The sequence below is a fragment of the Pseudomonas sp. genome (assembly GCF_002796985.1).
Lineage (GTDB): Bacteria > Pseudomonadota > Gammaproteobacteria > Pseudomonadales > Pseudomonadaceae > Pseudomonas.
Genome location: NZ_PEKX01000002.1, coordinates 47,926 through 72,011, shown reverse-complemented (window position 1 = coordinate 72,011; position 24,086 = coordinate 47,926). Strand labels below are relative to the sequence as shown.

Genomic DNA, 24,086 nt, shown 5'->3' with positions numbered 1-24,086 from the left:
GTTAAGGGGATGTTAAGCGTCCCCGATCATTCCCACTCGATGGTGGCGGGCGGCTTGCTCGACACGTCGTAGGTGACGCGGGAGATGCCTTCGATCTCGTTGATGATGCGGTTCGAGACCTTCTCCAGCAGCTCGTACGGCAGGTGCGCCCAGCGAGCGGTCATGAAGTCGATGGTTTCCACGGCGCGCAGGGCCACGACCCAGGCGTAGCGACGGCCATCACCAACCACGCCGACCGACTTCACCGGCTGGAACACCACGAAGGCCTGACTGGTCTTGTGGTACCAGTCGAAGTTGCGCAGCTCTTCGATGAAGATGTGGTCGGCGCGACGCAGGATGTCGGCGTATTCCTTCTTCACTTCACCGAGGATGCGCACGCCCAGGCCCGGGCCCGGGAACGGGTGGCGGTAGACCATGTCGTAGGGCAGGCCCAGCTCCAGACCGATCTTGCGGACCTCGTCCTTGAACAGCTCGCGCAGCGGCTCGACCAGCTCGAACTGCATGTCTTCGGGCAGGCCACCGACGTTGTGGTGCGACTTGATCACGTGGGCCTTGCCGGTCTTGGCGCCGGCCGACTCGATCACGTCGGGGTAGATGGTGCCCTGGGCGAGGAACTTCACATCCTGCAGCTTGGTGGCTTCCTCATCGAAGACTTCGATGAAGCTGCCGCCGATGATCTTGCGCTTCTGCTCCGGGTCGCTGACACCGGCCAGGCGGCCAAGGAACTTCTCTTCGGCGTTGGCGCGGATCACCTTGACGCCCATGTTCTCGGCGAACATGGCCATCACCTGGTCACCTTCGTGCAGGCGCAGCAGGCCGTTGTCGACGAAGACGCAGGTCAGCTGGTCGCCGATGGCCTTGTGCAGCAGGGCCGCGACCACCGAGGAGTCGACACCGCCGGACAGGCCCAGCAGCACCTTGGACGAGCCCACCTGGGCGCGCACGGTGGCGATGGCGTCGTTGACGATGTTGGACGGAGTCCACAGGGCTTCGCAGCCGCAGATGTCCAGCACGAAGCGCGAGAGGATGCGACCACCCTGCTTGGTGTGGGTCACTTCCGGGTGGAACTGCACGCCGTAGTAGCCACGGGCATCGTCCGCCATGGCGGCGATCGGGCAGCTCGGGGTGCTGGCGAGGATGTGGAAGCCGGCCGGGATCTCGGTGACCTTGTCGCCGTGGCTCATCCACACGTCGAGGCCGAACACGCCGTCTTCACTGACGCAATCTTCGATGCCGTCCAGCAGGCGGGCCTTGGCGACCACATCGACACGGGCGTAACCGAACTCGCGCAGCTCAGAGCCCAGCACCTTGCCGCCCATCTGCTCGGCCATGGTCTGCATGCCGTAGCAGATGCCGAACAGCGGCACCTTCAGGTCGAACACCGCCTGCGGCGCGCGCGGGCTGTTGGCTTCGTGCACCGACTCCGGGCCACCGGCAAGGATGACGCCGCGCGGGGCGAAGGCACGAACCTCGTCGTCGCTCATGTCGAACGGATGGATTTCGCAGTACACGCCGATCTCGCGAACGCGGCGGGCGATCAGCTGGGTGTACTGGGAGCCGAAGTCGAGGATCAGGATCCGGTGAGCGTGAATGTCTTGGGCCATGGCCATCTCTCGTAGCGAAATTCTTAAACGACACGGGGCTGTATCAACCAGCCCCGTGTCCGACTCATTTACCGTGGAACCCTCAACCTACGCGGTAGTTCGGGGCTTCCTTGGTGATCTGCACATCGTGGACGTGGGACTCGGCCATGCCGGCGCCGGTGATACGCACGAACTGCGGCTTGGTGCGCATGTCCTGGATATCGCCACTGCCGGTGTAGCCCATGGCGGCGCGCAGGCCACCCATCAGTTGGTGGACGATGGCGGTCAGTTGACCTTTATAGGGCACGCGACCTTCGATGCCTTCGGGCACCAGCTTCTCGGCGCCGGCGGAGGCGTCCTGGAAGTAGCGGTCGGAGGAACCGGTGGAGCCAGCCATGGCACCCAGCGAACCCATGCCACGGTAGGACTTGTAGGAGCGGCCCTGGAACAGCTCGATCTCGCCCGGTGCCTCTTCGGTACCGGCGAACATCGAACCCATCATCACGCAGTACGCGCCCGCCACCATGGCCTTGGCCAGGTCGCCGGAGAAGCGGATGCCGCCGTCGGCGATCAGCGGAACGCCGGTGCCTTCGAGGGCAGCGGCGACGTTGGCGATGGCGGAGATCTGCGGCACGCCGACGCCAGCGACGATACGGGTGGTGCAGATGGAGCCCGGACCGATGCCGACCTTGACGGCGTCGGCGCCAGCGTCAGCCAGTGCCTTGGCCGCTTCGCCGGTGGCGATGTTGCCGCCGATGACCTGGACCTGCGGGAAGGTTTCCTTCACCCAGCGCACGCGGTCGATCACGCCTTTGGAGTGGCCGTGGGCGGTGTCGACGACAACCACGTCAACGCCAGCGGCGACCAGGGCGGAAACACGCTCGCCGGTGTCAGCGCCGGTACCGACGGCTGCGCCGACGCGCAGGCGGCCTTCGTCGTCCTTGGAAGCCAGCGGGTAGGTCTTGGCCTTCTCGATGTCGCGGAAGGTCACCAGCCCGGTCAGGCGGAACTTGTCATCGACCACCAGCATCTTCTCGATGCGGTTTTCGTAGAGGGCAGCCTTGATCTCTTCCAGGGCGGTGCCTTCGCGGGCGGTGACCAGCTTGTCCTTCGGGGTCATGATCGCGAAGACGCTGTCGCCGACGTTCGGCTTCACGCGCAGGTCGCGGCCGGTGACGATACCGACCAGCTCACCCTCTTCCACCACCGGGAAACCGGAGAAACCATATTCGCGGGCGATCTGCAGCAGCTCGATGATCTTGGTCGAGGGGGTCACGGTGACCGGATCGCGAACGATGGCTGTCTCGTGCTTCTTGACCTTGCGGACCTCGGCGGCCTGCTGCTCGATGCTCATGTTCTTGTGGATGATGCCGATGCCGCCTTCCTGCGCCATGGCGATGGCCAGGCGGGCTTCGGTCACGGTATCCATCGCGGCGGACACCAGCGGGATGTTCAGTTCGATGCCCCGGGTCAGGCGAGTCTTGAGACTCACGTCCTTGGGCAGGACTTCCGAATAACCTGGGATCAGGAGGACGTCGTCGAAAGTGAGGGCTTCTTGGCTGATGCGCAGCATGGCGGGGGCTCCCGATCGGGAAAAATGGAAGCGCGGCATTATATCTCAGTCAGGGGGTCGGGCTCAACGCAACCGGACGATCTGAATGAAGGCTTTGTCGACCTTGCGCGCTGGCCCCTGTCCGCGGGCACGCTTATCATCCTTCGCCATGCAGAAAGATCCCTTCCAACGGCTGGGCCTCGACCGCGAGGTTCTGACCGTCAGCCAACTCAACCAACGCGCCCGCCACCTGCTGGAGGACGTGTTCCCGCAGGTCTGGGTCGAGGGCGAGATCTCCAACCTCGCGCGCCCCGCATCCGGCCACCTGTATTTCACCCTGAAGGACAGCAACGCCCAGGTGCGCTGCGCGCTGTTCCGGCAGAACGCCCTGCGCGTGCGCCAGGCCCTGCGCGACGGCCTCGCCGTGCGGGTTCGCGGCAAGATTTCGCTGTTTGAAGGGCGCGGCGACTACCAACTGATCGCCGATACCGTCGAGCCGGCCGGTGACGGCGCCCTGCGCCTGGCCTTCGAGGCACTCAAGGAAAAGCTCGCCGCCGAGGGTCTGTTCGCCGCCGAACGCAAGCAGGAGCTGCCCGCGCATCCGCGCCGTATCGGCATCGTCAGCTCGCCTACCGGCGCGGTGATCCGCGACATCATCAGCGTGTTCCGCCGCCGCGCGCCGCAGGTCGAACTGACCCTGATCCCTACCGCCGTGCAGGGCCGCGAGGCCATCGGGCAGATCGTCCGCGCGCTGAAGCTGGCCGACGCCCAGGGTTTCGACGCGCTGATCCTGGCCCGTGGCGGTGGCTCGCTGGAAGACCTCTGGTGCTTCAACGAGGAGCCCGTAGCCCGCGCCATCGCCGCCTGCGTGACGCCCATCGTCAGTGCCGTCGGCCATGAAACGGACGTATCCATCAGCGATTTCGTCGCCGACGTGCGCGCGCCCACTCCGTCAGCTGCCGCCGAACTGCTCGCGCCTCACAGCGGTGACCTGCAGCAGCGCCTGGACGGCCTGCGCCGCCGGCTGATCCTGCGCATCCAGGACCGCCTGACCCGCGAGCGCCTGCGCCTGGAAGGCACCGCCCGCCGCCTGCGCCACCCCGGCGAGCGCCTGCGCCAGCAGTCCCAGCGCCTGGACGACCTGGACATGCGCCTGCGCCGCGCCTTCGAGCGCCAGCTGCAGATTCGCCACGAGCGCGTCGCGCGGCTGGACACCCGCCTGGCCGCGCAACACCCTGGCCGTAACCTCGCCCTGCTGCGCCAGCGCCTGGACAACCTCAGCGCCCGCCTGCCGCGCGCCACCCAGGCGATCCTGCGCGAACAGCGCCAGCGCCTCGACAGCCTGATGCAGACGCTGCACATCGTCAGCCCGCTGGCGACCCTCGGCCGTGGCTACAGCATCCTGCTGGACGACAAGGGCCAGGCGATCCGCAGCGCCGCGCAGACGACGAACGGCCAGCGCCTCAAGGCCAAACTGGGCGACGGCGAGCTGGAGGTGCGGGTGGAGGACAACCACCAGGCGCCCGTTACCCTCTCCCTGCTGGACTGATTGCCAATGACCGACCTGCTCGCGCCGATCCTGCCGCAACCCGATCCCGATTGGGCCGAGGCCTTCCGCGTACCGATCATCGAATGCGACCAGCCGCTGCAGGCCCTGGGCATCGCCACCGGTTTCACGGTGTGGCCGGCGTATCACCGCCTGGGTGTGCCCAACGCGCAGCCGGAATGCTATGCGCGCACGGAAGTCTTCGAGCGCCTGCTGCACGCCGCCAGTCTGCTGCCCGACGGCATCCGCCTGGTGATCCTCGATGCCTGGCGGCCCTTCGCCGTTCAGCAGCACCTGTACGACACGCTCTACGACATCCTCCGCCAGCATGAGCCGGACGCCGATCCGCGCGAGCTGACCCGGCGCACCCGTGAGTTCGTTGCGCCGCCCAGCACCCGTGCCGAGTCTCCCAGCCCGCACCTCACCGGTGGTGCCATCGACCTGACCCTGTGCGACCGCGAAGGCCGCTGGCTGGACATGGGCAGCCTGTTCGACGAGGCGACGCCGCGCTCCTACACCCGCCATTACGAAGAGATCGCCGCGCCGGACGAAGCTCAGCGACGTGCGCGCGACAACCGCCGGAAGCTGTTCAACGCCATGACGGCGGCAGGCTTCAGCAACCTCTCCAGCGAGTGGTGGCACTACGACTACGGCGACCAGCTGTGGGCTGCGCACCTGGGCAAGCCCCACGCCATCTATGGCCCAGCACAGGTGCTATCGCTGGAACAGCTGTGGCGCCAGCAGCTCGAAGGGCTGCGCCGATAGCGCGGAAGCATCTGGCAATTGTAGGAGCGAGCTTGCTCGCGAACGGCCCCGCCGCAGTGGCTGGTTCGCGAGCAAGCTCGCTCCTACGAACAGCTACCCGCCAAGACGTTCCGCTTTCGACGAAATCGCCGCGCCCGCCGAAGCGGCCCGTGTAGACTGCCCGCTTCATCCGCCGACACGTCCACGGATAGCGCAATGTTCCGACTCTGCTGCCTGCTCATCGCCACCCTTTTCACCTTGTCCGCCCACGCCGAAGGCTTCATCAGCCGCACGCTGAACAAGCCGGTGCCCGGCGGCGTCGCTGTCGTCCAACTGGGCCAGGATGCCGCCGTGCCGACCGCCACCTACCAGGGCAAACCGGTGCTGGTGGTGCGCGAGGAGGGCCGCGACTGGATCGCCATCGTCGGCATTCCGCTGACCGCCAAGGCCGGCAGCCAGCAGATCGTCGTGAAGCAGGCCGGCGCCAGCCGCAACCTCGGCTTCAGCGTGGGCAACAAGCACTATAAAGAGCAGCGCATCACCCTGAAGAACACCCGCCAGGTGAACCCGCTGCCCGAGGACCTCAAGCGCATCAACCGCGAGCTGGCCGAGCAGACCGCCGCCTACCGCAGCTTCAGCCCCGGCACGCCGAGCAACCTGGTGCTGGACAAGCCGGTCAACGGTCCGCTCTCCAGCCCCTTCGGCCTGCGTCGTTTCTTCAACGGCGAGGAGCGCAACCCGCACTCCGGACTGGACTTCGCCGTGCCGGCCGGCACCCCGATCAAGACACCGGCCGCCGGCAAGGTGATCCTGATCGGCAACTACTTCTTCAACGGCAACACTGTGTTCGTCGACCACGGCCAGGGCTTCATCAGCATGTTCTGCCACATGTCGAAGATCGATGTGAAACTGGGCGATCAACTCCCGCGCGGCGGCGTCGTTGGCCGTGTCGGTGCCACCGGCCGCGCCACCGGGCCGCACATGCACTGGAACGTCAGCCTGAACGACGCCCGCGTCGACCCGGCGATCTTCATCGGCGTGTTCAAGCCCTGATCCGCATTCGTTTCGATGGACGCAGCGCGCTCTTCGCCCTGCTCTGGCTCGCCGTGCTCGTCTGGCTGGCCACGGCCGGGGCGAGCCTCGGCTGGCTGCGCGGTTTCGGCGGTGACGTGCTGGCGGTCATCTGGCTGTACTGCCTGCTGCGCGCCGTGCTGGATGCGCCTATGCCCTGGCTGGCCGGCGCGGCGTTGGTCGGCGGACTGCTGATCGAATTCGGCCAGTTCCTCGCCGCAACGCTGCACTGGCAGATCGGCAACCGCGCCCTGCGCATCGTGCTGGGCGCCACGCCGGATTGGCTGGACGTGCTGGCCTACTGCATCGGTTTCGTGGTGATCCTCGCGGCGCGGCAGACGCGCCTGGCCCTCAGGCCAGCGGGTAACTGAAGTACAGCGCCATCTCCCCGGGCAGCACCTGCGCCGGATCGTAGAGGTCGGTGGACAGTCCGCTGAGCGCGAAGCCACGGGAGCGGTAGAAGCCCACCGCCGGCAGGTTGAGGTTCTGGGTTTCCAGCCACAGGTGGCGCGCCTCGGTTCCGCGCGCCCAGTCCACGCAGCCTTCCAGCAATTGCCGGCCAACGCCCTGCCCGCGCGCATCGGCGAGGACGAACAGGTCGTCCAGCACCGCACGGCGGTTCCAGATTTCGTAGCGGGCGATGGCGAAGCCCAGGCGCTCGCCTTCCTCGTCGACGACCACAGCGGTCCAGTCGGCCGCCGTGACGTCATCCTTCAGGTCGGCGAAGGGATAGCGCTTGGTCTGCGTCTCGGCCAGACGCTCCTCGCGCAGGATGAAACCATCAGCGGCGCTCTCGATCCGCAGGATCGAGTCGCTCGAGTAGCTGCCGTCGAAACCCAGCAGCCACTCGCCGTCTTGCGCCCACACCAACGGGCGCAGGAGCCGGTCGCTCATCAGTTCATCTTCATGCCGTGCATGTCGTGGCCCATGTCCGTGCCCTTCGGTGCATCTTTCTGCACCGCGACCTCGACCTTCACATCACCGGCCTTCTGGAAGTGCAGGGTCAGCGGGAAGCGCTCGCCGTCGGTGAGGGGCTTCTTCAGGCCGAACAGCATCAGGTGATACTGGCCGGGCGCGAAGACGATCTTGCCGCCGGCGGGAATGTCCACGCCCTCGACCTTCACCATCTTCATCATGCCGTCCTTCTCGATGTGCTGGTGGACCTCGGCGCTGGCGGCGCGGTCGGTGTCGGCGCCAAGCAGGCGGTCCGCCTCCTTGCCGTGGTTCTGCACGATGAAGTAGGCGGCGCCGTTCACCGAGTTGGCCGGCAGCAGCAGCGACCACGGGTGGTCGATGTGCAGGTTGCCAGCCTCGTATTCGTGGGCCATGGCGGCGCCGGAGAAGCCCAGCAGGACAGCGAAAGCGAGCAGGGTTTTACGCATGTTCGAGACTCCAGTTGGCTTGTGATCAGGTCCGCCAGAGCGGCGGGAATCCATCGGGCCGCGGGCGCAACGATCGCGCCGCAGCATAGCCTGCCTCGCGGCAGGCGTCAGGGTAAAACAACGCGCACATCAACCCAGGGCCGGGCTGCGCGGCTTGATCCGCGACAGCACCGCCCAGTCCAGCCCCCACACCAGCAGCAGCGACGCACCCACCAGTGGGAAGGCGACGCCGAGGATGACCATGATCACCACCCCGCCCTTCCACACCGGCAGCGCGTGGGGCATCGGCGGCACACCGAGGCGACCCTGCGGGCGGCGCTTCCACCAGATCCACAGGCCGCTGACCGCGCTGAGCAGGATCATCAGGCAGACGGCGAGCATGAGCAGCTGGTTGAACAGGCCGAACATCTTGCCTTCGTGCAGCATCACGCCGGATTCGACGCCCTTGGCCACCAGCCCGTAGTCCTTCCAGCGCACGTCGGCGAGCACTTTGCCGGTGTATTGGTCGATGTGCAGGGTGGCGTCGTTGCGCGAGTCGTCGGCGAACACCGAGACGGTGAATACCCCCTCCTCGCCCTTGGGCATCGCAATGGCATAGCCCGGCGTCACACCGGCCTGGTCGGCGGCATCGACCACCTGCTGCAAGCTGATCTGCGGCATCGCCATGCCGCCGGAACCGTGGGCCATGTGCTCGGCATGGTCGCCGCCGGACATCGGCATCGGGGTGTTTTCCATCGCCCAGGGGATGGTCTGGCGGTGCGCCTCGTTGAGCGTGCGCGCCTCCAGGTCCGACTTCGGCACCTCGTTCCACATGGGCGCCGGGAAGCGGTTCCACACATCGGCGAAGGTCTTGCCCCAGAAGCCGGTCCAGGTCATGCCGGTGAGCAGCATGAACAGCATCAGCAGCGAGCCCCAGAAGCCGACCACCACGTGCACCTCGCGCCACAGCGCGCGGCCGCGACGCGACAGGTCCGGCCAGAGCAGCACGCGCAGCGAGCGCTGGCGCGGCCACCACAGGTACAGGCCGGAAACCACCAGCACGATGCCCCAGCCGGCGGCCAGCTCGATCAGCCGGTCGCCCACGGTGCCGATCATCAACTCGCCGTGCAGCGCACGGGCCATCGCCTGCAGGTTGGACTTGGCATCCTGCACACCGAGCAGCTTGCCGCTGTAGGGATCGACGAAGGCGTTCACCTCGCGCCCATCCAATTGAGCAACGAACTGCGCGCTGCGATCAGCGGTCGGCGCAGGCAGGTACTGGCTGACCTGCAACTGCGGGTTCTGGTGATGCAGGTGCATCAGTTGCTCGTCGGCGGACAGCCGTACTTCGCCCGGCTTCACCTGCAGCAGATCGCTGTACATCAGCGGGTCGAGCTGCGGCTTGAACAGGTAGATGATCCCGGTGAGCGACAGCAGGATCATGAACGGCGCAACGAACAGCCCGGCATAGAAGTGCCAGCGCCAGGCCAGGTTGTAGAAATCGAATGTCTTCTTGTGCATTCGTTGGTCTCCTCACGCAAGGAGGCCCCCGACCAGCGGGGGCCGGTCGGGCTTAGAAGCTGAAGTCCACTTTGGTCCAGAACGTACGTCCCGGCTCGTGGATCGATTCGGGGTCGTTGGCCGGGTAGCCGAAGCCGGCGTTGCCTGCCAGGTTCAGGTGCTCGGCGTAGTCCTTGTCGAACAGGTTGTCGACGCCGGTGCTGACCTTGAGGTTTTTGCTCAGCTTGTACGCGCCGTTGAGCGAGAACACCGCGAAGCCGGGGCTTTCGTCGAAGTCGTAGCCGACCACGTTGCCCTGGTTCTGCGCGATGCGGCCCTGGTGCGCGACCACGCGCCAGAGACCACCGGCGCTCCAGTCACCTTCCTCGTAACTGAGGCCGAAGCGCGCCTCCAGCGGCGGCATCTGCGGCAGCGCACTGCCGTCAGTGGTGTTCTTGCCCCAGGCGTAGGCCAGGGTGCCGTCGGCAGTCCAGTTGCTGGTCAGCGCGTAGGCCGCGCCCAGCTCGCCACCCATGATCCGCGCGTCGATGTTTCGCGCCTGGGAGGTGCGGCCCATCATGCCGCTGGGCATGTAGTCGAACAGGATGTAATCGCGGATCACACCAACGTAGCCCGATGCCCAGGCCTTGAGCTTCTCGTCCTCGTACTGCGCGCCGAAGTCCAGCTGGGTGGTCTTCTCCGGCTTGATGCTGTCGAAGGCGTTGACCGAGCCGGCCGGCCCCTTGTTCGGCGAGAACAGCTCCCAGTAGTCGGGGAAGCGCTGCACGTGGCCGAGGCCGGCGTACAGGGTGGTCGGTGTGTCGGCCAGGTCGTGCTCATAACGCACGAAGCCGCTGGGCAGGGTGTCGGCGCGGGTGTCGTCCGCCGTCGGGTTCGGGCGCACCATCATGCCCGAGCCAGTGGTCTGCCGGTAATCCTTGGCCGAGGCGCGGTCCAGGCGCACGCCACTGATCACCCGGTCGCGGTCGGCGGCGTACCAGGTCAGTTCGCCGAAGGCGCCATAGTTGTGGAAGACCGCATCCTTGTTCCACGGCTGGTCATCGTAGGTGTTGATGCCCATGCCACTGCGCTGGCGATGCTCGTTGGTCTGCGCATCGACCCCGGTGATCAGCTTGAAATCGTCCCAGCGCCAGGTGGCGGCAAGGCGCCCGCCCAGGGTGCGGCGGTCGACGTTGGAGGCCATGGGGCCCGCCATCATGCCGGTGCCCGAGGGCGTCCGCAGGCTGTAGTTGTCCATCACGTGGTCGGCGTAGTTGTAGTAGACCTGCGCCTCCAGCTTGTCGAGCACCTCGCCGATGTTGGATTTCTCGAAGCGCAGGCCGAGGCTTTCGCGCTTGAACTGCGAGCCATCCATGCCGCGTCCGGCGTAGCGGGCTTCACCATCGCCCTTGCCGGCGGTGAGTTCGACCACGGTATCGGCGTCCGGCGTCCAGCCCACGGCCACGTCGCCGTTCCACTTGTTCCAGCGCGAAGGCACGGTGTTGCCGCTGCCGTCCTCGTAGTCGTCGGACTGCGATTTGTTGCCGGTGACCCGCACGTAACCCAGCTGCCCGCCAGCGGCGGCGTCCAGCACGCGGTCGAAGCGGCCGTTGGAGCCGGCGACGAGGCTGCCGTTGACACGGGTGCCCAGCTCGCCGAAACGCTCCGGCTCGCGGTCGAAGCGGATGGTCCCGGCGGAGGCGCCTGGGCCCCAGATCACGGTCTCCGGGCCCTTGACCACGGTGAGCTTGTCGTAGGTTTCCGGCGAGATATAGGAGGTGGGCGCGTCCATCCGCGCCGGGCAGGCGCCGAGCATGGTGGTGCCGTTGGTGAGGATATTCAGGCGCGAGCCGAACATGCCGCGCAGCACCGGGTCACCGTTGGTGCCGCCATTGCGGATGGCGGAGAAGCCGGGGATGGTCTTGAGGTAGTCGGCACCGTCGCTGGCTGGGATCGGTTGGCGCGGCTGCTTGGGGTCGGTGACGATGGTCAGCGGCGAGCTCTGCGCCACGGCCGTGATGACGCTGGGAGCCAGTTCAGTCACCGACGCATCGGTGACGTGCGCTGAATGATCTTCTTCGTCGGCCAGGGCCGGAACGGCAGTGAAACCACCCAGGGCGGTCAGCGCGCACAGGGCGCGCAGGCTAGCGGCACTTGGCCGACGGCGCATAAGTATGCGGGACATTCCATGAATTCCATGATCGGTGAAAACATCCGCTCCAGGCGTACACGCACGGCGCACAGGCGGAAGCGATCATCCGCGCCGGCGGTCGAGGGAGTCGGGTTGGGGAGTCAGCCGATCAAGGCAGGAGGAGCACGGGAGCGAGCGCCGGGGAAGACCGGCGATGCGGGAATGCTTGAAGTGACGAGCAGGGCGACTGGCGCGCCGACAGTCGGCAGGCCGTGGTCGAGCAGCACTGGCGGCGGCGTCAGCGGTGGGCTGTGGATCAGCAGGCTGCAGTAGCCGCACTTCTCCATGAAGGCATCGGCGGTGAGCGGCTGCTCGCCGTGGGAAACCGGGGCGGCCTGATGGCCCGCGGCGCGATGGCCATCGGTGCAGGCCATCTCGCCCATGCCGGACATGTCGTGGGACATGGCCTTGCCGTGGTCCGTGCCGGCGCCGTGCTCCATCGGCATGGCATGATCCATCGGCATGGACAGGGGCATGGCGTGATCCATCGGCATCGACTGGGAAACCAGCGGGCCGACATAGATCATCAGCATGGCGAACAACGCCAGCCAGGTGCCTACACCTTGTCGAGTGCGACGGGTCACGAAATGTCCTTGCGGAAGGAAGGTCCCCGCCTGAAGCGGGTGCGCAATGATCGCACGGAGTTCCCTGGCTCCGCTGCGGCACGTGGACGCAGAATCAGTTAAGCACAGCGTTAAGCACTGATAAAAATTGCTCAAAATCAAGAATTTCTGCAATTAAATATCTAGAAAAACGCCACATAGAGTTTTCCTACCAATTTTCCCCAAATGCTTGCCATCGATCCTTCAGGCCTTTAGCTTGGCACTCATGAAAACCGCACACACCCTCATCCTGCTTCGCCAACACGCCTGCCTGCGCCTGGTCAGCCCGCGACTGCGTAGCTGAGCCCCCCTCCCCTTCGTTTCGCCTCATTTCGTTTTATTTGCGCAGGCCCGCAGGCCGCAGAGAACAAGGATTCCGCTCATGAGCATGTTGAAAGACCCGTCGAAGAAATACCGCGCCTTCACCCAGATCACCCTGCCCGACCGCACCTGGCCGGACAAGATCATCGACAAGGCACCGATCTGGCTGTCTACCGACCTGCGCGACGGCAACCAGTCGCTGATCGAGCCGATGGACGCCGAGAAGAAGATGCGCTTCTTCAAGTGCCTGGTGCAGGTCGGCCTCAAGGAAATCGAAGTGGGCTTCCCGTCCGCCTCGCAAACCGACTTCGACTTCGTTCGTGAGCTGATCGAGAACGACCACATTCCCGATGACGTCACCATCCAGGTGCTGACCCAGGCCCGCGACGACCTCATCGAGCGCACCTTCGAGTCCCTGAAAGGCGCGAAGAAGGCCATCGTCCACTACTACAACGCCTGCGCACCGAGCTTCCGCAAGATCGTCTTCAACCAGGACAAGGCTGGCGTGAAGCAGATCGCCATCGAAGCCGGCAAGACCATCAAGCGCCTGGCCGACGCCGCGCCGGAAACCCAGTGGGGCTTCGAGTACTCGCCGGAGGTCTTCAGCTCCACCGAGACCGACTTTGCCGTCGAAGTGTGCAATGCAGTGATCGAGGTGTTCCAGCCGACCCCGGCGAACCGCCTGATCCTCAACCTGCCCGCCACCGTCGAGTGCGCCACGCCGAACAACTACGCCGACCAGATCGAGTGGTTCGGCCGCCAGATCGACAAGCGCGACAGCGTGCTGCTCAGCCTGCACACCCACAATGACCGTGGCACCGGCGTCGCCGCCTCGGAACTGGCCCTGATGGCCGGCGCCGACCGTGTCGAAGGCTGCCTGTTCGGTAACGGCGAGCGCACCGGCAACCTCTGCCTGGTGACCATGGCGCTGAACATGTACACCCAAGGCATCGACCCCGAGCTGGACTTCTCCGACATCGACGCCGTGCGCAAGGTGGTGGAAGAGTGCAACCAGATTCCGGTGCACCCGCGTCATCCGTATGTGGGTGACCTGGTCCACACCGCCTTCTCCGGCTCCCACCAGGACGCCATCCGCAAGGGCTTCGCCCAGCAGCAGCCGGATGCCGTCTGGGAAGTGCCGTACCTGCCGATCGACCCGGCGGACATCGGCCGCAGCTACGAAGCGGTGATCCGCGTGAACAGCCAGTCCGGCAAGGGCGGCATCACCTTCCTGCTCGAACAGGAATACGGCATCAGCCTGCCGCGTCGCATGCAGATCGAGTTCAGCCAGGTGGTGCAGAACGAGACCGACCGTCTCGGCCTGGAGATGACCGCCGAGCAGATCTACACCCTGCTGCAGACCGAGTACCTGCAAGCCGTTTCCCCCTTCGGCCTGAAGAGCTACCGCCTGCAGGAAGAGAACGGCACCTGTGCCATCGACATCGACGTGACCCACAAGGGCGAGCAGCACCGCTGGCACGGCAAGGGCAAGGGCACACTGGAAGCCCTGGTCGCCTCGCTGCCGGTGGACGTCGAGATCATGGACTACAACGAGCACGCCATTGGCGCCGGCACCAATGCCCGCGCGGCCGCCTACATCGAACTGCGCGTCGAGGGTGGTCGTTCGCTGCACGGTATCGGCATCGATGAAAACATCACCACCGCGAGCTTCCGTGCGCTGTTCAGCGCCCTGAACCGCGCCGTGACGCTGGGCCACGCGAAAGCCGCGTAAGCCCCGCTCGCACAGCTAAGCTGCAACCCTCGCTGCCCCGGCCGCCCACGCGTCCGGGGCAGTTTCTTTCAAGGAGCGAAAGCATGAGCGACATCCCGCAGGAAAACCCCTTCCAGACTCCTGCTGCCGTTCTCCAGGACGCGGCGACCACCGCCACGGGCGAGCCGCTCTACCGACTGGCCGCCGTCGGCATCGCCACTTTCTTCGGCACGCCCCTGGCCGGCGCCTGGGTCATTGTGCAGAACCTCAAGGCACTCGGCCGCAGCCACGAATCCCGCAACATCTGGCTGATGGGCATCGGCTTGACCCTCGCCATCTTCGTCATCGGCTACTTCCTGCCGGAAAACACATCCGGTACGCCCATCGCTGTCGGCAGCGTCGTCGGCATGTACTACCTCGCCAAGCAGACCTTCGACGTCGCCGTGGAGCGCCACCTCGCTGCTGGCGGCCAGTGGCGCTCGAACTGGCGCGCATTCGGCATCAGCCTGCTGTTCCTGCTTGCAATCGTTGTTGCGATTTTGGTTAGCACTCTTGCCTTCTCGCTGGCCCAAGGCTCCTTGTTTTTTCGAACCGTCCCCGCCTAAAGATTCCCCCTAGTCCCCTAGGGGGCAGTCTCCGCAACGCTGGTACTCGCCCCGATTACCCCTGCCTCGCCCCTTCCCTAGTCTTGCGTGCACTGCCGTGAAAGCGGCAGGCAAACAAAGAACCGTGTCACGCAATCAGACACATTCGGCTGCCCCTGCCTTGCGTACAGAGGCGCCTGGTTACCTACAACAACAACGAGCTCGACGTGCTTGGCCATCTGCCGTCACCCGCTTCAGGAGCCAGTAACCGTGAACCCGCAATCCTCACACTCGAAATCCGCCCGCAATTCCCGCTATTCCTGGTATGTCGTCGTGCTGTGCATGGTGGCGTACATCTTCTCCTTCGTTGATCGGCAGATCCTTTCGCTGATGATCGAGCCGATCAAGGCCGACCTGCAGATCAGCGATACCCAGTTCAGCCTGCTCAGCGGGCTGGCCTTCTCGCTGTTCTACGCCTTCATGGGCCTGCCCATCGCCTATCTCGCCGACCGCTCCTCGCGGGTGAAGATCATCGCCATCGGCGTAGCCTTCTGGAGCATCGCCACCGCCGCGTGCGGGCTATCGAAGAACTTCCTGCAGATGTTCCTCGCGCGCATGAGTGTCGGCGTCGGCGAGGCCGCGCTGACACCGGCGACCTACTCGATGCTTGCCGACCTGTTCCCTAAAGAGAAACTCGGCCGCGCGCTGGGGCTGTACTCCATGGGCGCGTTCCTCGGAGGCGGCCTGGCCTTCCTGGTCGGCGGCTACGTGATCGAGGCGCTGCGCGACGTGCCGGCCATCGACCTGGGCTGGCTGGGCCAGGTGCGCTCCTGGCAGATCGCATTCTTCATCGTCGGCCTGCCCGGCGTGCTGGTGGCGCTGCTGATCGCGCTGACCATCCGCGACCCGGCGCGCAAACTGGCCGACCCGACACACAAGGCCAGCATCGGCGACGGCCTGCGTTTCCTGCGCCGCCACCGCGCCACCTTCACCTGCCACTACCTGGGCTTCTCCTTCTTCGCCATGTGCCAATACGCGCTGATGGGCTGGGCGCCGGCCATGTACATCCGCCAGTACGGCCTGACACCACTGGAGGTGGGCTACATCCTCGGCGGCATCCTGCTGGTGCTCAACACCGCCGGGGTGTTCTGCGCCGGCTGGCTGGTGGACGTGCTGCAGAAGCGCGGGCGCAGCGACGCCGCGATGATCAGCGGCATGCTCGGCGTGGCCTGCACCATCCCCTTCGTCATCGGTTCGGTGACAGCGAGCAGCCTGCAGTTGTCGGTGCTGCTGATGGGGCCGGCGATGTTCTTCTGCGCCTTCTGCATCTCCACCTCGGCGGCCGCCATGCAGGTACTCACACCCAACCGTCTGCGCGCACAGGTCTCGGCGCTGTTCCTGCTGGTCTCCAACCTGATCGGCCTGGGCATCGGCACCACCCTGGTGGCGCTGCTCACCGACCAGTATTTCAAGGACCCGAAGGCCGTCGGCTCGTCCATCGGCATCATCGTCACCCTCGCCGGCTTGCTCTGCCTGTGGCTGCTGGGCAATGGCCGCAAGCACTTCCGTCGCAGCCTGGGCCAGGAGCAGACAGCCCAAACGGAAGCCGCACCGCTGGACAGCGCCGCCGCCGCGAACTGATCGCACCCGCCTCGACAAGACGTACGCCCGTTCGCCGGCGTGGCGCCCCGCGCCCCGGTGAACGGTTCCCAGGAGATGACGATGTTCCGTAATCGCTTTGCAGGTGCGCTGCTTTGCAGCGTGCTGATGCCCCTCTGCGCCCAGGCCGACCTGATCGACGACAGCCGCCTGGACACCACCCTGCGCAACTTCTACATGCTGCGCGACTACCGCCAGGACAACGCCCCGCAATCCCAGGCCGGCAGTTGGTCCCAGGCCGTGCTGGCGCGCTTCAGCTCCGGCTTCACCGAAGGCACCATCGGTGTCGGCGTGGACTTCACCGGCTTCTACGCCCTGAAGCTGGACGGCGGCGCCGGCACCAGCAACGACAGCAACCTGCCCTATGACCGCACGACCGGTGAGCCGGTCGATGACTTCAGCCGTGGCGGCGCCACGCTCAAGCTGCGCTATTCGAAGACCACGCTGAAGGTCGGCCTGCTGGAGCCCCGCCTGCCGGTGATCTTCCAGGACGACGTGCGCGTGCTGCCGCAGACTTTCCAGGGCGTGATGCTGGAGTCGAAGGAGTCGGAGCGCTTCAAGTTCACCGCCGCGCAACTCTGGAATACCAGCACCCGCGCCTCCAGCGACCGCGAGTCGTTCTACCTGGCTACCCGTCCCGCCAGCCAGGACAGCAACAAGCTGAACCTGGGTGGCGTCGATGCGCAGTGGACGCCCGGTTTGTCCACCAGCTACTACTTCGCCCAGCTCGAGGACGTCTACGACCAGCACTACGTCGGCGCCAACTTCAAGCAGCCGGTGGGCGAGAACACCGCGCTGCTCGGCACCCTGAGCTACTTCCACAACGAGGAATCCGGGCAGGCGCTGTCCGGACGCATCGACAACCGCGCCTACGGCGCTCGGCTCGGGGTGAAGCACGGCGGCCACACGCTATCCGCCACCTACCAGCGCATGCTTGGCGAGGACATGTTCCCCATGCTACTGGGCAACACGCCGCAGCCGTACCTGGTCAACTGGGTCACCAATGGCGGCTTCTTCTGGGCGCAGGAGCGCTCCTACCAGCTGCGCTACGACTACGACTTCGCCAGCCTCGGTCTACCAGGTCTGACCCTGATGACGCGCTACACCAAGGGCACCGACATCTCGCGGCCGGGCAAGAGCGATGGTCACGAGTACGAGCGCGACACGGATATCGGCTACACCCTCCAGAGCGGGCCCTTGAAGACACTGTCGTTCCTCATGCGCACCTCCACGGTCCGCAGCAGCTACGCCAACGATTACGACGAAGTGCGCTTCATCACCAGCTATCCGCTGGCGTTCTGAATGTCATAAAAAAGGCCCCTCACGGGGCCTTCTTCGTTCACGGGACGCTTACTCGTCGTCGCCGCTGGCGGCGACTGCGCCAAGGCAGCAGAGTCGATGCTGCTGCTCCCCGGCCTGCAGCAACCAGGTCTCGTCTTCGGCCTGGTAGCTGGCCTCCATCACCTGGTTGTAGCTGAAGCGCCATTCGCGGCGGTCGCGCCCGTCAATGGACTCGATCTGCAGCACCACGTCTTCGCTGGCGAACGGCTGATCGGCGTGGGCGGCGGCGTCAGCCTGGTCCAGCAATGCCTCGTTGAGCTCGAACTGCCAGGCGTGCAGACCGTCGATCAACAGCATGTCGGCGGTTTCCAACTGGTCCAGCAGATAGGGAGTCGTGGTCATGACGGGCACTCGGCAATTGGGCAGGTCGCCATGATAGACCAGTCAGCGCACCACTGCCGGTCATTCCGCCCGGCGACGGCAGGAGCGGCGTCTACACTGAGGGCTCCCGCACAGCCTCAGGAGCCAAAGCAGATGCGTACTCGCGAACTCGGCCAATCGGGCCTGAAGATTCCCGCGCTGGTGTTCGGCGGCAACGTGTTCGGCTGGGCCGCCGACGAGGCGACCTCGTTCCGCTTGCTGGATGCGCTGGTCGATGCCGGGCTCAACTGCATCGATACCGCCGACGTCTATTCGCGCTGGGTACCCGGCCACGAGGGCGGCGAGTCGGAAGTGCTCATCGGCAAATGGCTGAAGAAGACCGGCAAGCGCAACCAGGTGCAGATCGCCACCAAGGTCGGCATGGACATGGGCAACGGTCACAAGGGCCTGTCGGCGGTGTACATCGAGCAGGCCCTGGGACGTTCGCTCAAGCGCCTGCAGACCGACTACATCGACCTCTACCAGGCTCACTGCGACGACCCGCACACCTCCATGGAGGAAACCATGGGGGCCTTCGCCGATGCCGTGGAGAGCGGCAAGGTGCGGGTGATCGGCGCCTCGAACCTGGAGGCCAAGCGTCTGCGCGAGGCACGCGATGTCTGCGACCGCCTGAAGCTGCCGAACTACCAGAGCCTGCAGCCCAACTACAACCTCTACGACCGCGCCAACTACGAGACCAACCTGGAACCCACGGTGCAGCAACTGGGGCTCGGGGTCATCAGCTTCTACTCGCTGGCCGCGGGCTTCCTCACCGGCAAGTACCGCAGCGAGGCGGACCTGAACAAAAGCAGCGTGCGCGGCTACAAGGTGAAGAACTTCATGAACGAGCGTGGCTTCGCCATCATCGATGCACTGGAAGAGGTGGCCGGCGATCTCAAGGCTACGCCGACGCAGGTCGCGCTGGCCTGGCTGATGACCCGCCCGAGCATCACCGCACCGATAGCCAGTGCGTCGAAGCTGGAGCAGTTACCGGACCTGATCGCAGCGGTGGACCTGAAGCTCAGTGACGAGGCGATCCAGCGGCTGAATACCGCCAGCGCGTATTGAGGAAGTTACAGGCTAACTCTGACCGTAGGATGGGTGGAGCGAAGCGATACCCATGCTGTCGGTGCCGCAATTGATGGGTATCGCTCCGCTCCACACCATCCTACTTCGAGGCCCCCTGTAGGAGCGCGCGCAGTCCGCCCTGCAGGGAAATCCGTTACGCCCGGATATCGAACTGGTCCGCGTCGAGGCTCGCCGGGAAACGCTCGCGGTAAGCCGCCAGGTCCGCCCCGCTCAGGGCGATCTGGAACACCCCGTCGGCACTGCCGGCGGCCAGCAGGTTGTCACCCTGGAAGTCGAGCACCTGGCTGTCGCCGGAATAGGTGTGGCCCTTGCCGTCTTCGCCGACGCGGTTGACCGCCGCGACGTAGCAGAGGTTTTCGATGGCCCGAGCCGGCAGCAGGCGGTTCCAGTGTTGGCGGCGCGCGGCCGGCCAGTTGGCGGTGTAGAGCAGCACGTCGGTGTCCTGGGCATCGCGGCTCCATACCGGGAAGCGCAGGTCGTAGCAAACCAGCGGGCGAATCCGCCAGCCCTTCCACTCCAGCAGAACCTGCTGCTCGCCCGGCGTGTAGTGCTGGTGCTCGCCAGCCATGCGGAACAGGTGGCGCTTGTCGTAATGCTGCATCTCGCCGTCAGGGCGTGCCCAGAGCAGGCGGTTACGATGGCTGCCGTCTGCGGCGCGGATGATCACGCTGCCGCAGACCACGGCATCGAGCCTCGCAGCCTGCTCGCGGAGCCAGGCGTAGGTTGCGCCCTCCTCCGCTTCGGCCAGTGCCTCGGAGTCCATGGAGAAGCCGGTGGTGAACATCTCCGGGAGGATCACCACATCCGCACCACGGGCGCTTTCCAGCAGCGCCTCGAAGCGTTCGCGGTTGGCCTTGGCGTCGTGCCAGACCAGCGTGGTCTGTACGAGGGCGAGTTTCAGGTCCGCCAATTGGCTTAGGTCGCGGCTCAGATCGCGCATAGTCGTTCCGCTGCCTGACGCAGCGTCTCCTCTTTCTTCGCGAAGCAGAAGCGCACCAGGCGCATGTCCGCCGGGGCGTGCTGGTAGAACACCGAGACCGGAATGGCGGCCACCCCGTGTTCGCGGGTCAACCATTCGGACATGGCGACGTCATCGAGGTCCGGGCGAATTGCCGAATAGTCCACCACCTGGAAGTAGGTGCCGGCAGCGCGCTGGAAGCGGAAGCGCGAGCCCTCCAGCAGGTCGCAGAACAGGTCGCGCTTGGCCTGGTAGAAGCCCGGCAGTTCGCGCAGGTGCTCGGGGTGAGCGGCCATGAAGTCGGCCAGCGCCCATTGCAGCGGGGTCACGCCACAGAAGTTCACGTACTGGTGGATCTTGCGCATCTCCGCCGACAGCGCCGGCGGCGCCACCACGTAGCCGGTCTTCCAGCCGGTGACGTGGTAGGTCTTGCCAAAGGAGCTGATGACGAAGGCGCGCGGATACAGCTCGTCATGGGCCAGCACGCTGGCGTGCTGTACGCCGTCGTAGATCAGGTGCTCGTAGACCTCGTCGCTGATCACGTAGATCTCGCGATCGCGGATCAGCTCGGCCAGGCGGTCCAGGTCGGCACGATCGATCAACGCGCCGCTGGGGTTGTGCGGGCTGTTGAGGAAGATCAGGCGCGTGCGCGGGGTGATGGCATCGGCCAGACGCTGCCAGTCGATGCGGAAGTCCGGCTGGCTGAGCGCGACGTGCACGCAACGGCCGCCGGCCAGTTCAACCGAAGGCTCGTAGCTGTCGTAGCAGGGGTCGAGGACGATGGCTTCGTCGCCGGGGCGGATCAGCGCCTGTACCGCGCAAAAGATCCCTTCGGTCGCACCGGGGACGATGGTCACCTCGGTGTCGGCGCTGACGTGGCGGCCATAGAGGCTCGCGACCTTGAGCGCGACCTGCTCGCGCAGCGCCGGCAGGCCGGTCATCGGGCTGTACTGGTTGTGCCCGTCCATCACATGGCGGGCGACCGCTTCGAGCAGCGGTGCGGGGCCGGGGAAGTCCGGGAAGCCCTGGGAGAGATTCAGCGCCCCGCTTTCGGCGGCGAGCTGGGACATGCGGGTGAAGATGGTGGTGCCGACATTCGGCAGTTTGCTGGTAAGCATGGCGTGACTACAGGCTGCGGGCGATGAGGGGAAGTCCCTACTCTATCGCCTGCAGCCGGCAGCCTGAAGCCCGACGGACGTTATTTACGTTTGTCTTTCTTCTTCTTCTCGGCTTTCTTGTGGTGCGACATCAGGCGACGCTTCTTGTTGACCTGGCGTTCGGTGAGCTGAGTTTTCTTGCCCTCGAACGGGTTGTCGCCGCCCTTGTACTCGATGCGGATCGGCGTACCGACCAGTTTCAGCACGCGGCGGTAGGTCTTCTCCAGGTAGCGCGTGTAGGCCTTGGGCACCGCGTCCACCTGGTTGCCGTGGATCACGATCAGCGGCGGGTTGGCGCCACCCAGGTGCGCATAGCGCAGCTTGATGCGGCGACCGTTGACCATCGGCGGCTGGTGAACCTGGATGGCGTCCTCGAGAATCTGCGTGAGCTTGCTGGTGGGCCAGCGGGTCACGGCGGAACGGAAGGAGTCCTGCACCGACTTGTACAGGTGGCCGACGCCGGTGCCGTGCAGCGCGGAGATGAAGTGAATGTCGGCGAAGTCGGCGAACATCAGCCGGCGCTCCAGCTCGGTCTTCACGTAGTCGCGCTCGCCCGACTCCATGCCGTCCCACTTGTTCAGGGCGATGACCAGCGCGCGGCCGGTTTCCAGCACGAAGCCGAGCAGGTTGAGGTCATGCTCGACCACACCTTCGCGGGCGTCCATGACGAAGATGACCACGTTGGCATCCTGAATCGCCTGCAGGGTCTTCACCACGGAGAACTTTTCCACCGCTTCGAAGATCTTGCCGCGGCGACGCACGCCCGCGGTGTCGATCAGCGTGTACTTCTCTTCGTTGCGCTCGAAGGGAATGTAGATGCTGTCGCGGGTGGTGCCGGCCTGGTCATACACGATCACCCGCTCTTCACCGAGCATGCGGTTGACCAGGGTAGACTTGCCGACGTTGGGGCGGCCGATGATGGCGATCTTGATGCCATCCTTCTCGCTCGGGCCGGGGATGCGCTTGGCTTCCTCGCCCTCGGCGACCTCTTCCTGCTCACCGGGCAGGTCGTTGTCTTCCGGCGCCTCGGGCTCCGGAGCGAACATTTCGCCCAGGGCCTCCTGCAGCATCTGGGTGATGCCACGGCCGTGAGCGGCGGCGATCGGGATCGCATGCCCCAGGGCCAGCGGGCTGAACTCGGCGCGGGCGATGTCCGGATCGACGGTGTCGACCTTGTTGGCCACCAGGTAGGTGCGCTTGTTCTTCTTGCGCAGGTGCTCGCCAATCATCTCGTCGGCGGCGGTGAGGCCGGCGCGGGAGTCGACCATGAACAGGACGGCATCGGCCTCTTCGATGGCCTGCAACGACTGCTCGGCCATCTTGGCGTCGATACCCTCTTCGTCACCGGAGATACCGCCGGTATCGATGACGATGAATTTCTTGCCCTGCCACTTGGCCTCGCCATATTGGCGGTCGCGGGTCAGACCGGCGTACTCGGCGACGATGGCGTCACGGGTGCGGGTCAGGCGGTTGAACAGGGTGGACTTGCCGACGTTCGGGCGGCCCACCAGGGCTATTACGGGAACCATGCGGCTCTCCAGGAAGTTTCAGATTTCAGAAAACACGACGGCCGCTGCCGTATTTCACGGCAGCGGCCGGCAGTAACACTCAGCTTAGCGGAGCGTGTAGGCGACCAGCTTGCCGCTGTTGCCGAACACGTACATCCAGCTGCCGACTACCAGCGGGCGAACCCGCACACCGTCACCGTCGACCTTCTCGCGGCCAACGAAACGACCATCCACCTGGCTCAGCAGGTGCACGTAACCTTCGAGGTCCCCCACGACCACGTTGCTCGACAACACGGCCGGAGCGGACAGCTGGCGGCGAGCCAGGGCGTCGTTGCTCCACAGCGAGGACGAACCACGGGAGTCGAGGCTTTCCACGGTACCGCTGGCCTGGCTGATGAACACACTGCCAGTACCCTCGGCGACGCCAACGTAGCTGGAAGCTTCACGCTGCCAGAGTACCCGGCCGGTGCCGACGTCCAGCGCCGCAGCGCGGCCCTGGTAGCTGGCCACATAGAGAACGTCGTCCACCAGCAGCAGACCGCCGTCGATATCCACAACGCGATCCAGCTCGGAACGGCCTTGCGGGATCGCAACGCGTTGCTCCCAGACCGGCAGGCCACGCTGCACGTCAACGGCAACGACCTTGCCGCTGGCCAGGCCGGCCAGAGCGAGTCGGCCGGCGATCAGCGGAGCACCGGTGCCGCGCAGGGTCAGCACCGGAACGGTACCTTCGTAGATCCAGCGCTGGTTGCCGGTGGACGCATCGAAGCCGATCAGCTTGTCGTCCTGGGTCTGCACCACCACCACGTCACCGTTGGTGGCCGGGGCAGCCAGTACTTCGCTGCTGACCTTGGCGCGCCACTTCTGCTCGCCCGAACCTGCGTCCAGGGCGATCACGTCACCGCGCAGGGTGCCCAGCAGGACCAGGCCGTTGCCAACGCCAATGGCGCCGGAGACCGGCAGGTCGAGGTCTTTTTTCCACAGCACGTCACCGCTCTCGCGCTGCATGGCCATGACGCGGCCTTCGGCAGATGCGGCGTAGATCGTCTGGCCATCCACGGCGGGTTCGAGCAGGTTGTACAGGTCGCCCTGGCCGTCACCGACCGAACGGCTCCACTGTTTCTCCAGGCGAACCTCTTCCTTGAAATCGGTCAGTTCGGCCGGCGGCAGTTCTTTCTTGCTATTGCTGCTGCAACCCACAGCCATCAGGGTCAGTGCCAGCAGTGCAACGTGTTTCCAACGCAACAT

21 protein-coding genes are annotated in these 24,086 nt (G+C 65.5%); 9 read left to right on the top strand and 12 right to left on the bottom strand.

Translation table 11 applies throughout. The features are described from left to right. Positions 1 to 26: 26 nt before the first annotated feature. Both guaA and guaB read right to left on the bottom strand, forming a co-directional pair. On the bottom strand, positions 27 to 1,604 hold the full coding sequence (gene guaA / locus CTR55_RS00745; protein WP_296283641.1) for a glutamine-hydrolyzing GMP synthase: 1,578 nt from the start codon (positions 1,602 to 1,604) through the stop codon (positions 27 to 29). Between the two features lie 82 nt (positions 1,605 to 1,686). After that, on the bottom strand, positions 1,687 to 3,156 hold the full coding sequence (guaB, locus tag CTR55_RS00740; RefSeq protein WP_296283639.1) for an IMP dehydrogenase: 1,470 nt from the start codon (positions 3,154 to 3,156) through the stop codon (positions 1,687 to 1,689). Between the two features lie 148 nt (positions 3,157 to 3,304). On the opposite strand from guaB, the gene xseA reads away from it, so the two are divergent. The 4 genes from xseA to CTR55_RS00720 all read left to right on the top strand — a co-directional run bounded on the left by xseA (position 3,305) and on the right by CTR55_RS00720 (position 6,867). Then, a complete protein-coding gene (xseA, locus tag CTR55_RS00735) occupies positions 3,305 to 4,684 on the top strand; it encodes an exodeoxyribonuclease VII large subunit (RefSeq protein WP_296283637.1) in 1,380 nt (459 codons plus the stop codon). 6 nt (positions 4,685 to 4,690) lie between these two features. Beyond that, the gene (locus CTR55_RS00730) at positions 4,691 to 5,446 is read left to right on the top strand and encodes a M15 family metallopeptidase (protein WP_296283635.1); all 756 of its coding nucleotides are present in this window, start codon (positions 4,691 to 4,693) and stop codon (positions 5,444 to 5,446) included. A gap of 195 nt (positions 5,447 to 5,641) precedes the next feature. Continuing rightward, complete coding sequence (locus CTR55_RS00725; protein ID WP_296283632.1) at positions 5,642 to 6,478, top strand: M23 family metallopeptidase; 837 nt, start codon at positions 5,642 to 5,644, stop codon at positions 6,476 to 6,478. 53 nt (positions 6,479 to 6,531) lie between these two features. Continuing rightward, complete coding sequence (locus tag CTR55_RS00720; RefSeq protein ID WP_296283630.1) at positions 6,532 to 6,867, top strand: DUF2809 domain-containing protein; 336 nt, start codon at positions 6,532 to 6,534, stop codon at positions 6,865 to 6,867. On the opposite strand, the gene CTR55_RS00715 is transcribed toward CTR55_RS00720, so the two are convergent. The 5 genes from CTR55_RS00715 to CTR55_RS00695 all read right to left on the bottom strand — a co-directional run bounded on the left by CTR55_RS00715 (position 6,848) and on the right by CTR55_RS00695 (position 12,132). Further along, the gene (locus tag CTR55_RS00715) at positions 6,848 to 7,390 is read right to left on the bottom strand and encodes a GNAT family N-acetyltransferase (protein WP_296283628.1); all 543 of its coding nucleotides are present in this window, start codon (positions 7,388 to 7,390) and stop codon (positions 6,848 to 6,850) included. The two genes, CTR55_RS00720 and CTR55_RS00715, sit on opposite strands and share 20 nt — an antisense overlap. Then, a complete protein-coding gene (locus tag CTR55_RS00710) occupies positions 7,390 to 7,878 on the bottom strand; it encodes a copper chaperone PCu(A)C (protein WP_296283626.1) in 489 nt (162 codons plus the stop codon). Before CTR55_RS00710 ends, CTR55_RS00715 begins: the two co-directional genes overlap by 1 nt. 129 nt (positions 7,879 to 8,007) lie before the next feature. Beyond that, positions 8,008 to 9,378, bottom strand: a complete 1,371-nt coding sequence (locus CTR55_RS00705) for a PepSY domain-containing protein (protein WP_296283625.1) — start codon at positions 9,376 to 9,378, stop codon at positions 8,008 to 8,010. A 52-nt stretch (positions 9,379 to 9,430) separates the two neighbouring features. After that, complete coding sequence (locus CTR55_RS00700; RefSeq protein WP_296283623.1) at positions 9,431 to 11,542, bottom strand: TonB-dependent copper receptor; 2,112 nt, start codon at positions 11,540 to 11,542, stop codon at positions 9,431 to 9,433. Between the two features lie 107 nt (positions 11,543 to 11,649). Further along, on the bottom strand, positions 11,650 to 12,132 hold the full coding sequence (locus CTR55_RS00695; RefSeq protein WP_296283621.1) for a DUF2946 domain-containing protein: 483 nt from the start codon (positions 12,130 to 12,132) through the stop codon (positions 11,650 to 11,652). 400 nt (positions 12,133 to 12,532) lie between these two features. Here CTR55_RS00695 and leuA point away from each other — a divergent pair, with 400 nt between their 5' ends. From leuA to CTR55_RS00675, 4 genes are all read left to right on the top strand, one after another. Next, positions 12,533 to 14,203, top strand: a complete 1,671-nt coding sequence (gene leuA / locus CTR55_RS00690; protein WP_296283619.1) for a 2-isopropylmalate synthase — start codon at positions 12,533 to 12,535, stop codon at positions 14,201 to 14,203. Between the two features lie 83 nt (positions 14,204 to 14,286). Continuing rightward, positions 14,287 to 14,787, top strand: coding sequence for a hypothetical protein (locus CTR55_RS00685; RefSeq protein WP_296283617.1), 501 nt, complete (start codon positions 14,287 to 14,289; stop codon positions 14,785 to 14,787). A gap of 249 nt (positions 14,788 to 15,036) precedes the next feature. Continuing rightward, positions 15,037 to 16,407 carry an MFS transporter gene (locus tag CTR55_RS00680; protein ID WP_296283615.1) on the top strand — a complete coding sequence of 457 codons (1,371 nt, stop codon included), beginning with the start codon at positions 15,037 to 15,039 and terminating at the stop codon, positions 16,405 to 16,407. Between the two features lie 81 nt (positions 16,408 to 16,488). Continuing rightward, the gene (locus CTR55_RS00675; RefSeq protein ID WP_296283612.1) at positions 16,489 to 17,727 is read left to right on the top strand and encodes an OprD family porin; all 1,239 of its coding nucleotides are present in this window, start codon (positions 16,489 to 16,491) and stop codon (positions 17,725 to 17,727) included. A 48-nt stretch (positions 17,728 to 17,775) separates the two neighbouring features. Here CTR55_RS00675 and CTR55_RS00670 read toward each other — a convergent pair whose 3' ends face one another. After that, on the bottom strand, positions 17,776 to 18,108 hold the full coding sequence (locus CTR55_RS00670) for a DUF5629 family protein (protein ID WP_296283610.1): 333 nt from the start codon (positions 18,106 to 18,108) through the stop codon (positions 17,776 to 17,778). Between the two features lie 132 nt (positions 18,109 to 18,240). Between CTR55_RS00670 and CTR55_RS00665 the strand changes: the two genes are divergently transcribed. After that, the gene (locus CTR55_RS00665; protein WP_296283609.1) at positions 18,241 to 19,194 is read left to right on the top strand and encodes an aldo/keto reductase; all 954 of its coding nucleotides are present in this window, start codon (positions 18,241 to 18,243) and stop codon (positions 19,192 to 19,194) included. 154 nt (positions 19,195 to 19,348) lie between these two features. Here the strand turns inward: CTR55_RS00665 and CTR55_RS00660 are convergent, their stop codons facing one another. The 4 genes from CTR55_RS00660 to bamB all read right to left on the bottom strand — a co-directional run bounded on the left by CTR55_RS00660 (position 19,349) and on the right by bamB (position 24,086). Next, positions 19,349 to 20,155, bottom strand: a complete 807-nt coding sequence (locus CTR55_RS00660; protein ID WP_296283608.1) for an amidohydrolase — start codon at positions 20,153 to 20,155, stop codon at positions 19,349 to 19,351. Continuing rightward, the gene (locus tag CTR55_RS00655) at positions 20,143 to 21,291 is read right to left on the bottom strand and encodes a pyridoxal phosphate-dependent aminotransferase (protein WP_296283607.1); all 1,149 of its coding nucleotides are present in this window, start codon (positions 21,289 to 21,291) and stop codon (positions 20,143 to 20,145) included. The genes CTR55_RS00660 and CTR55_RS00655 overlap by 13 nt, the downstream gene beginning before the upstream one ends. A gap of 80 nt (positions 21,292 to 21,371) precedes the next feature. After that, a complete protein-coding gene (gene der, locus CTR55_RS00650) occupies positions 21,372 to 22,859 on the bottom strand; it encodes a ribosome biogenesis GTPase Der (protein WP_296283606.1) in 1,488 nt (495 codons plus the stop codon). Positions 22,860 to 22,943: 84 nt separating this feature from the next. Next, positions 22,944 to 24,086 carry an outer membrane protein assembly factor BamB gene (gene bamB, locus CTR55_RS00645; RefSeq protein WP_296283605.1) on the bottom strand — a complete coding sequence of 381 codons (1,143 nt, stop codon included), beginning with the start codon at positions 24,084 to 24,086 and terminating at the stop codon, positions 22,944 to 22,946.